The sequence below is a fragment of the Halomonas terrestris genome, from assembly GCF_049166755.1.
In the GTDB taxonomy this organism is placed as follows: Bacteria; Pseudomonadota; Gammaproteobacteria; order Pseudomonadales; family Halomonadaceae; genus Halomonas.
Window position 1 is genome coordinate 64,308 of sequence record NZ_JBMHFZ010000023.1, and the last position, 10,082, is coordinate 74,389.

Annotated in this window: 8 protein-coding genes; 7 read left to right on the top strand and 1 reads right to left on the bottom strand. The window is 66.9% G+C overall.

The genetic code is table 11. The features are described from left to right. Positions 1 to 192 precede the first annotated feature (192 nt). The 3 genes from ftsA (at position 193) to lpxC (ending at position 3,712) form a co-directional block, all read left to right on the top strand. Positions 193 to 1,482, top strand: a complete 1,290-nt coding sequence (gene ftsA / locus ACOMD9_RS18200) for a cell division protein FtsA (protein WP_421417396.1) — start codon at positions 193 to 195, stop codon at positions 1,480 to 1,482. A gap of 34 nt (positions 1,483 to 1,516) precedes the next feature. Further along, positions 1,517 to 2,689 (top strand): cell division protein FtsZ, encoded by a 1,173-nt coding sequence (gene ftsZ / locus ACOMD9_RS18205; protein WP_421417397.1) that lies wholly within the window; start codon positions 1,517 to 1,519, stop codon positions 2,687 to 2,689. 111 nt (positions 2,690 to 2,800) lie between these two features. Beyond that, positions 2,801 to 3,712, top strand: a complete 912-nt coding sequence (lpxC, locus tag ACOMD9_RS18210) for a UDP-3-O-acyl-N-acetylglucosamine deacetylase (protein ID WP_421417398.1) — start codon at positions 2,801 to 2,803, stop codon at positions 3,710 to 3,712. 81 nt (positions 3,713 to 3,793) lie between these two features. Here the strand turns inward: lpxC and ACOMD9_RS18215 are convergent, their stop codons facing one another. Continuing rightward, entirely contained in the window at positions 3,794 to 4,216 is a 423-nt protein-coding gene (locus ACOMD9_RS18215) for a DUF721 domain-containing protein (RefSeq protein WP_421417399.1), read from the bottom strand. Positions 4,217 to 4,360: 144 nt separating this feature from the next. Here ACOMD9_RS18215 and ACOMD9_RS18220 point away from each other — a divergent pair, with 144 nt between their 5' ends. From ACOMD9_RS18220 to ACOMD9_RS18235, 4 genes are all read left to right on the top strand, one after another. Further along, on the top strand, positions 4,361 to 4,735 hold the full coding sequence (locus tag ACOMD9_RS18220; RefSeq protein ID WP_421417400.1) for a hypothetical protein: 375 nt from the start codon (positions 4,361 to 4,363) through the stop codon (positions 4,733 to 4,735). Positions 4,736 to 4,801: 66 nt separating this feature from the next. Continuing rightward, positions 4,802 to 7,537, top strand: a complete 2,736-nt coding sequence (gene secA, locus ACOMD9_RS18225; protein ID WP_421417401.1) for a preprotein translocase subunit SecA — start codon at positions 4,802 to 4,804, stop codon at positions 7,535 to 7,537. Positions 7,538 to 7,710: 173 nt separating this feature from the next. Next, entirely contained in the window at positions 7,711 to 8,940 is a 1,230-nt protein-coding gene (argJ, locus tag ACOMD9_RS18230; RefSeq protein ID WP_421417402.1) for a bifunctional glutamate N-acetyltransferase/amino-acid acetyltransferase ArgJ, read from the top strand. Positions 8,941 to 9,020: 80 nt separating this feature from the next. After that, positions 9,021 to 9,968 carry a Nudix family hydrolase gene (locus ACOMD9_RS18235; RefSeq protein ID WP_421417405.1) on the top strand — a complete coding sequence of 316 codons (948 nt, stop codon included), beginning with the start codon at positions 9,021 to 9,023 and terminating at the stop codon, positions 9,966 to 9,968. The last annotated feature ends 114 nt before the right edge of the window (positions 9,969 to 10,082 follow it).

The following is a 10,082-nucleotide window of genomic DNA, read 5'->3' on the forward strand; positions in this document are numbered from 1 at the left end:
TTTTGCCCGAGACACCCGCATTGCAGGCGATCGAGGTGTTTCTTTTGCGGCAAAATCGCCGTATCGTGAAGTTTGATATTCGTAATGGGCTGGTGGATCAACCATAGTTGTTCCTATAATTGCTCCAGACTTGTTTTTCAGGATTAAACGCCCCTTTATTTGCGGGCCAGGTTCGAGGAGACACCCCGACTCATGGCAGGTCCATCCAATGCGTCCAATATGGTAGTCGGGCTGGATATCGGAACATCCAAGGTCGTGGCGATCGTGGGTCAGCCCACCGACGATGGCGGGATCGAGATCGCCGGTATCGGCTCACACCCTTCCCGGGGCATGAAGAAGGGCGTGGTGATCAACATCGAGTCCACGGTGCAGTCGATACAGCGTGCCGTGGAGGAAGCCGAGCTGATGGCCGGTTGTGACATTCACTCCGTCTATGTCGGGGTCGCCGGCAGCCATATCAGTTCGATGAATTCCGATGGCGTGGTGGCGATAAAGGAGCGCGAAGTGACGCCCTCCGACATCGACCGCGTCATCGATTCGGCCCGGGCGCGGGCCATCTCGGAGGGGCAGCGGGTGCTGCATGTGCTGCCCCAGGAGTTCGCCATCGACACCCAGGGCGGCATTCGCGAGCCCCTGGGCATGTCGGGTGTTCGTCTCGAGGCGCGGGTGCACCTGGTGACCGCCGCCCTCAATGCGGTGCAGAACATCGAGAAGTGCGTGCGTCGCTGCAACCTCGAGGTGGATGCCATCATCCTCGAGCAGCTGGCCTCGAGCCATGCGGTACTGACCGAGGACGAGCGCGAACTGGGCGTCTGCATGGTCGATATCGGCGGCGGCACCACCGATATCGCGGTCTTCACCGAGGGGGCCATCCGGCACACCGCCGTGATTCCCATCGCCGGCGATCAGGTCACCAACGACATCGCCATGGCGCTGCGCACCCCGACCCAGTACGCCGAGGAGATCAAGGTCAAGTACGCCTGTGCCCTGACCCAGCTGGCGGCCAGTGACGAGATGATCAAGGTGCCCAGCGTCGGCGACCGACCGGCGCGGGACCTCTCGCGCCAGTCCCTGGCCGAGGTGGTCGAGCCGCGCTACGAGGAGCTCTTCACCCTGATTCGTGACGAGCTCAGGCGCAGCGGTTACGAGGACCTGGTGGCCGCCGGGGTGGTGCTGACCGGCGGCACCTCGCGCATGGAAGGCGTGGTGGAACTGGCAGAGGAGATCTTCCACATGCCGGTACGCATCGCCTGCCCGCAGAACGTGCGAGGACTGGCCGATGTGGTGCGCAACCCGATTTATTCGACCGGGGTCGGTTTGCTACATTACGCCTTGGGCGGAGTCCGCCAGGGGCTCGGTCGACAGGCACAAGGTGGCGTGATCCCGGTGCAGCCGAGGCGCGAAGACGTCTCCCGACGGGGATTGAGGGAAGGGATTCCGGCGCTGGAAAGGCTGAAGGGCTGGTTGAAAGGAAATTTCTGACAGGGCCGCCGATGCGGTCCAGGAGACGGGGCTTATGTTCGAACTGGTAGATAGCGCACCCTCAAGCAGTGCGGTCATCAAGGTGATCGGTGTCGGCGGTGGCGGCGGCAATGCCGTCAACCACATGGTCGAGAGCAACATCGAGGGCGTGGAGTTCATCTGCGCCAACACCGACGCCCAGGCCCTGAAGCGGGTCGCGGCGAAGACCGTACTCCAGCTCGGCAGCGAGATCACCAAGGGGCTCGGTGCCGGGGCCAATCCGGATGTCGGTCGGCAGGCCGCCATGGAGGACCGGGAGCGCATCGCCGAACTGCTCGGTGGTGCCGACATGGTGTTCATCACCGCCGGCATGGGGGGAGGCACCGGTACCGGTGGTGCCCCGGTGGTGGCTCAGGTGGCCAAGGAGCTCGGCATCCTGACCGTGGCCGTGGTGACCCGCCCCTTCCCCTTCGAGGGCCCCAAGCGCATGCGCGCCGCCGAGGAGGGCATGAAGGAGCTCTCCGAGCATGTCGACTCCCTGATCACCATCCCCAACGAGAAGCTGCTCTCGGTGCTGGGCAAGAGCGCCAGCCTGCTGACCGCCTTCAGCGCCGCCAATGACGTGCTGCTCGGCGCGGTGCAGGGCATCGCCGAGCTGATCACCAGCCCGGGCATCATCAACGTCGACTTCGCCGACGTGCGGACGGTGATGTCCGAGATGGGCATGGCGATGATGGGCACCGGGGGGGCCACCGGCGAGAACCGTGCCCGCGAGGCCGCCGAGAAGGCGATCAGGAGCCCGCTGCTCGAGGACATCGACCTCCACGGCGCGCGCGGCATCCTGGTCAACATCACCGCCGGCCCGGACCTCTCCATCGGCGAGTTCAACGATGTCGGCGCCACCGTCCAGGAGTTCGCCTCCCAGGATGCCACCATCGTGGTGGGCACCTCCATCGACATGGAGATGACCGACGAGCTGCGGGTCACCGTGGTGGCCGCGGGGCTCGATGGCCGGCAGCAGAAGCCGGCAGCCCGTGAGTCCGCCAAGCGCAGCGAGGCCGGGGACTACCGCAGGATGCAGCAGCAGCCCGCGGTGATGCGCCAGCAGGCCACCGCCAGGGCCGCCGAGCCGGAGGAGGCCGCCAAGCCCCGCCCGGAGAAACGCAGGTCCCAGGAGCTCGACGACTACCTCGACATTCCGGCCTTCCTGCGTCGCCAGGCCGATTGAGGTGTGCTATCGACGGCATCGGCAGGGTCGGGTGATGTTTTTTTGTTGAAACACCTGTTCGGTGTTATAGTGAACGGTGTTTGATAATCAATAACCGCCTGGCCACTGCCCATGATCAGACAACGTACCCTGAAGAATGTCATCCGCGCCACCGGCGTCGGCCTGCACTCCGGCAAGAAGGTCTACCTGACCCTGCGGCCGGCCCCGGTCGATACCGGCATCGTCTTCGTGCGCACCGACCTCGACCCCGAGGTGCAGGTGCCGGCGCGTGCCGAGAATGTCACCGATACCACCCTGTGCACCGCCCTCTCCGCGGGTGGCGCCAAGGTTGCCACCGTCGAGCACCTGATGTCGGCGCTGGCCGGCCTGGGGATCGACAATGCCTATGTTGACGTCAGCGCCCCCGAAGTGCCGATCATGGATGGCAGTGCCGGTCCTTTCGTGTTCCTGATCCAGTCGGCCGGGATCAGCGAGCAGAACGCCCCGAAGAAGTTCATCCGCATCAAGCGCGAGATCGCGGTACGCGAGGACGACAAGGAGGCCATCTTCCTGCCCCACCGGGGCTTCAAGGTCTCCTTCGCCATCGACTTCGACCACCCCGTCTTCGAGGACCAGAAGCAGACCGCCATGGTGGACTTTTCCACCACCTCCTTCGTCAAGGAGGTGTCGCGGGCACGCACCTTCGGCTTCATGCGCGACCTCGAGTACCTGCGCTCGAACAATCTCGCCCTGGGCGGCAGCCTCGACAACGCCATCGTGGTCGACGACTACCGCATCGTGAACGAGGGCGGTCTGCGCTACGACGACGAGTTCGTCAAGCACAAGGTGCTGGATGCCATCGGTGACCTCTACCAGTTGGGCTACAGCCTGATCGGCGAGTTCCGTGGCGTGAAATCCGGTCACGCGCTCAACAACCAGCTCTGCCGCGCGCTGATGGCGCAGCCCGAGGCCTTCGAGCTGGTCACCTTCGAGGACGAGGCCGAGATCGCCCCGATCTCCTATGCGGCGCCGGCCATGGCCTGATCCGCGCTCTCCTTATCGGCAGCCAGGCAATGACGCCGTCGTCCGATCGGATGGCGGCGTTTCTTCGTGGGCGGGGGCGGGTCAGGGCTTCTCGGCGTGGGAGGCCAGGCGCTCCAGTGCCTGCCTGAGGCGCGGGTTCTCGACATCGGCGGCACAGCTGGAGAGCTCGTCGGCGGCCCGGGCGGGCAGCCGGCGCACCTGGCGTTGCGGCGTGCTGGCCGGCCGCACAGGACGCACCTTGAACTGGAAACCGGTCACGGCCTCGAAGCCGGGCAGCTGATGCAGCAGGGAGAGCAGGCGTTGCTGCTCGTAGCGCAACCAGGTCAGCCAGACGGCCCGGTCGGTGATGAGGGTGAGGCGCCCGTCGCGGTAGCCGCCCACATGGAGGTGGTCGCGGACCTCCTCGGGCAGGTGGTCGCGCAGGTGCTGCTGGGCGCGATCGATCAGCCGTGCCGTGCGCATCAGCGACCCCAGCTCACCGCTGCCTTCCAGCAGTCGGGACATGGGCTGTGCTCTGGGGCGCTTAACCTTTATACTCATTGGCTTGTTTCTCGGGGCCTTCCCCTGATTCTCCGTATCCGCTCGCCGCCTGGGGCCGGCGACCGGTCAACAGCGAGAGCCTAGCACGCTCGGGAGTTCGTCGACAGCATGCCGCCCGTCCAGTCCAGCACCCGCCACGCTGCCGCCCGCGGTCATCGCCCCGCGGTCACGCGCCGCCCTGCGCGCTGGTGGCTGGCCGGCCTGCTGGTGGGCTGCCTGCTGCCGACCGGGCTGGCCCAGGTCGAGAACCTGCGCCATGCCGAGCGGATCGCCCAGATCTGCATCCTGGCACCGGCCCTGATCCGTGCCAGCTCGCGGTGCCGGGCCCGGCGTCGTGCGCTCACGCGCTGGCCGACGATGCGCGGCCAGGTCCGGTGCAGGCAGCGGCTCGGCCGTCGCCCCCTGCCATCACCGAGTCGGCGCCCCACCGCCTCCCATGACGTCCTGACGCGCCGAGGCCCGCCCGCTGCGTGGGCAAGCTGAAAACCCGACGGAATGGCCGGCGCCCAAGGGGCCGGCACGATGCCACACGCAGATATTGGACCCTTCATGATCAACTCCCTGTTACGCAAGGTCGTCGGCTCGAAGAACGACCGCGAAGTCAAACGCATGTCCCGACAGGTCGCCCAGATCACCGCGCTGGAGCAGGAGCACGAGTCGCTGGACGATGCCGCGCTCAAGGCGCGTACCGACGAGCTGCGCCAGCGCCTCGAGGCGGGCGAGACCCTCGATGCCCTTCTCCCCGAGGCCTTCGCCGCGGTGCGTGAGGCGAGCAAGCGGGTGATGGGCATGCGCCACTTCGATGTGCAGATGATCGGCGGCATGACCCTGCACCGGGGCCGTATCGCCGAGATGAAGACCGGCGAGGGCAAGACCCTGGTGGCGACCCTGGCCGTCTACCTCAATGCCCTGCCGGCCAGGGGCGTGCACGTGGTCACGGTCAACGACTACCTGGCCCGGCGCGATGCCGAGTGGATGCGCCCGCTCTACGAGTTCCTGGGACTCTCGGTGGGCACCATCTACGCCGGCCAGTCGTCCGAGGAGAAGCGTGCCGCCTACGCCTGCGACATCACCTACGGCACCAACAACGAGTTCGGCTTCGACTACCTGCGCGACAACATGGCCTTCTCGCTGGAGGACAAGGTGCAGCGCGGGCTCCACTACGCCATCGTCGACGAGGTGGATTCGATCCTGATCGACGAGGCCCGTACGCCACTGATCATCTCCGGGGCGGTGGACGAGAATACCGAACTCTACAAGGTGGTGGACCGCCTGGCCGTTCACCTGGAGAAGTGCAGCGACGAGGAGGACCCGGCCAGCGGTGACTTCCTGCTCGAAGAGAAGCAGAAGCAGGTGGAGATCACCGAGTCGGGGCACAACAAGGTCGAGGAGCTGATGCGTTCCGAGGGGCTGCTGGGTGAGGAGGAGTCCCTCTATGCGGCCCAGAACCTCAACCTGCTGCAGCACATGCACTCGGCACTGAGGGCGCGCCACCTCTACCACCGTGACGTCGACTACATCGTCGCCGACGGTCAGGTGGTGATCGTCGATGAGCACACCGGTCGCACCATGCCGGGCCGGCGCTGGTCCGAGGGCCTGCACCAGGCGGTGGAGGCCAAGGAGGGGGTGGCCGTTCAGCGCGAGAGCCAGACGCTCGCCTCCACGACCTTCCAGAACTATTTCCGCCTCTACGACAAGCTGGCGGGCATGACCGGCACCGCCGATACCGAGGCCTTCGAGTTCCGCCAGATCTACGGCCTGGACGTGGTGGTGATCCCCACCAACCGGCCGCTGGTGCGCGAGGATCTCAACGATCTGGTCTACCTCAGTGCCGAGGAGAAGTTCGAGGCGATCATCGAGGACGTCAGGGCCCAGACCGAGGCCGGCCGCCCGGTGCTGGTGGGCACGGCCTCCATCGAGACCTCCGAGTACCTGGCCGACCTGATGAAGCAGGCCGGGCTCGAGTTCAACGTGCTCAATGCCAAGCAGCACCAGAGCGAGGCGGAGATCATCGCCCAGGCCGGCCGGCCCGGCGCGATCACCATTGCCACCAACATGGCCGGCCGCGGCACCGACATCGTGCTGGGCGGCAACTGGGAGGCCGAGGCAGCCAAGCTGGAGAACCCCGGCGAGGAGCAGATCGAGCGCCTCAAGGCCGAATGGCAGGCGCGCCACGAGGCGGTGCTGGCCGCCGGCGGGCTGCACGTGGTCGGCTCCGAGCGCCACGAGTCGCGGCGTATCGACAACCAGCTGCGTGGCCGGGCGGGGCGCCAGGGCGACCCCGGGTCGACCCGCTTCTTCCTGTCGCTGGAAGACAACCTGATGCGCCTGTTCGGTTCCGATCGGGTGCAGCGCATGATGAAGGCGCTGGGACTGGAGCGGGGCGAGGCGATCGAGCACAAGATGGTCTCCAATGCGGTGGAGCGGGCCCAGAAGAAGGTCGAGAGCCGCAACTTCGATATCCGCAAGCAACTGCTCGAGTACGATGACGTGGCCAACGACCAGCGCCGGGTGATCTATGAGCAGCGCAACGAGATCCTTGCCTCCGACGACGTCTCCGAGGCGGTCATGGGCATCCGCGAGGAGGTGCTGGACCTCGCCATCAGCGAGTTCGTGCCCCCCCAGAGCCTGCCCGAGCAGTGGGACCTGCCGGGGCTGCAGGATCACCTCAAGAGCGAGTTCAACCTCGAGGCGCCGGTGGTCGAGTGGTCCGAGAAGGACGAGCGCTTCCACGAGGAGCAGCTGCGCGAGCGTCTCCAGGCCATGCACCGCGAGACCTACGAGTCCAAGGTCGAGGAGGCCGGGGCCGAGCTGATGCGTCGCTTCGAGAAGCAGGTCATGTTGCAGGTGCTCGACACCCGCTGGAAGGAGCACCTGCAATCGATGGATCACCTGCGTCGCGGCATCCACCTGCGCGGCTACGCACAGAAGAACCCCAAGCAGGAGTACAAGCGCGAGTCCTTCGAGCTGTTCCAGTCCCTGCTGAGCAACATCAAGGCCGACGTGACCCGCATCCTCAGCCATGTGAAGGTGCGGCGCCCCGAGGAGGTCGAGGCACTGGAGCGCCAGCGCCGCGAGGCCCTGGAGCGGGAGAAGGCCACCGCGGCGAGTCGCCACGACGAGCCCTCGGCGGTCGCCGGCGGCGAAGCGGGGGCAGCTGCCGCCGTGCCACCGGGTGCCGATGGCCGGCCGCTGCGCCGTGCTGGGCCCAAGGTCGGTCGCAACGACCCCTGCCCCTGCGGTTCCGGCAAGAAGTACAAGCAGTGCTGCGGCAAGTTGAGCTGACGGGCCACGGGCCACGGGCCAGGTGTTGCGACACTCGTGTCAGAGGACACCATGCTGCTCGAAGCTCGAAGCTCGAAGCTCGAAGCTCGAAGCTCGAAGCTCGAAGCTCGAAGCTCGAAGCTCGAAGCTCGAAGCTCGAAGCTCGAAGCGGATTCCAGACAGGAGAGAAGACGATGGCAGTGGGTGATGCACGCTTTCCGGAGATGCCGGTGATCGAGGGCCTGCGCCTGGGGACGACCATGGCGGGTATCAAGAAGCCCGGCCGTCGTGACCTGGTGGTGATCGAGCTTCCCGAGGGAGCCCGGGTCGCGGGAACCTTCACCCGCAATGCCTTCTGCGCCGCGCCGGTGGTCGTGGCTCGGGAGCACCTGGCGGCCTGTGTCGCCCGTGGCGAGGCGCCGCGCTACCTGGTGATCAACACCGGCAACGCCAACGCCGGTACCGGTGAAGCGGGCCTGCGTGATGCCCGCGCCAGTTGCGCCGAGCTGGCACGGCTGTGCGGCGTCGGCGAGGACCGGGTGCTGCCGTTCTCCACCGGGGTGATCGGCGAGCCGCTGCCCATGGATCGCCTTCTGGGTGGCCTGCCGGGTGCCCTCGAGACGCTCGGCGACGGCGCCATGGCCTGGCGCGAGGCGGGCGAGGGGATCCTCACCACCGACCTCCGTGCCAAGGGGGCCAGCGTCACCCTGGAACTGGGCGACGCGACCGTGACCATCAACGGCATCAGCAAGGGGTCGGGCATGATCCGGCCCGACATGGCCACCATGCTGGCCTTCGTCGCCACCGATGCGGCCATCGAGCAGGCGCTGCTCGAGTCGCTGCTGCGCGAGACGGTGGATCGCTCCTTCAACTGCATCACGGTGGACAGTGACACCTCCACCAACGATGCCTGCATGCTGATCAGCACCGGCCGGGGGGCCGCCGTGGTCAGCGAGGAGCAGGTCGCGGTGTTCCGCAACGGGCTGCAGCGGGTGATGACCGAGCTGGCCCAGGCGATCATCCGCGATGGCGAGGGTGCGACCAAGTTCGTCACCCTTCAGGTCAACTCGGCGACCAGCCGCCAGGAGGCGCTGGACGTGGCCTTCACCGTGGCCCATTCGCCGCTGGTCAAGACCGCGCTCTACGCCAGTGATGCCAACTGGGGGCGGATCCTGGCCGCGGTGGGGCGTGCCCCGGTGGAGGACTTCGACGTGACGAGGGTGACCATCGACCTGGGCGAGGTGCGGGTGGTGGAGAATGGCGGTCGCGCCGCCGGCTACACCGAGGAGGCGGGCAGTGCGGTGATGGCTCGGGAGGAGATCGCCATCCGTATCGACCTGGGGCGCGGCGAGGAGGCCGCCACGGTCTGGACCTCCGATCTCTCGCATGAGTACGTGACCATCAACGCCGACTATCGCAGCTGAGCGCGATGGTGGCCGACAGCCAGACAGAGACCCGCGGAGCGCTGGCCCGCGAGGACAAGTTGGAAGAGTGAATGAATGCAATGGTGAAGAGAAGGGTGCATGTGGCGGCCGCCGCCATCATCAGTGCCGATGGCCGGGAGGTGCTGCTCGCCCGGCGGCCGTCCAATGTCGATCATGGCGGCCTGTGGGAGTTCCCGGGCGGCAAGCTGGCCCCCTACGAGACCGGGCTCGAGGGGCTCAAGCGCGAACTCCACGAGGAGCTGGGCGTGGAGATCCGGCGTGCCCAGCCGCTGATTCGCATCCACCACGAGTACTCCGACAAGCACATCCTGCTGGATGTGTGGCAGGTGCACGACTTCTCCGGCGAACCCTTCGGCCGCGAGGGGCAGGCGGTGCGCTGGGTGCCCATGGCGGAGCTGGTCAACTACCCCTTTCCGGCCGCCAACCTGCCGATCCTGCGGGCGGTGATGCTGCCCACCGAATACCTGATCACCGCCGAGGAGGACGACGAGGGGCGCTTCCTCGAGCGACTGGAGCGGGCCCTGGTGGAGGACGGGGTGCGCCTGGTGCAGCTGCGGGCCAAGTCGCTGGCGGAGGCGGAGTACCTCGCCCGGGCCGAGGCCGCGCTGGTGCCGTGCCGCAAGCACGGGGCGCGCCTGCTGCTCAACGGTGAGCCGTCACTGCTGGAACAGGTCGAGGCGGACGGCATCCACCTGACCAGCGAGCGGCTGATGGCGCTGGAGCGCCGGCCCATCGCCGAGGGCAAGTGGCTCTCCGCCTCCACCCACGACAGGGCCCAACTGGTCCAGGCCGGGCGCCTGGGCTGCGATTTCGTGACCCTCTCGCCGTTGCGCACCACGCCGTCGCATCCGGAGGTGGCGCCGATGGGCTGGCATGACTTCCAGCAGCTGGTCGAGCGCGCCGCCATGCCGGTCTTCGCGCTGGGTGGCATGACCCGCTTCGATGCCAACCATGCCCGTGCCGTGGGCGCCCAGGGCATCGCCTCGATTCGCGATTTCTGGAAATAGAGTTTCAAGCCGTAAGCTTGAAGCTGGAAGAAGAACACCCCCGTCGGCCGAGCCGGCGGGGGTGTCTTCACAAGCATTGATGAGAAATCAGCTGGTAGCGCTGGGAGGCCCTAT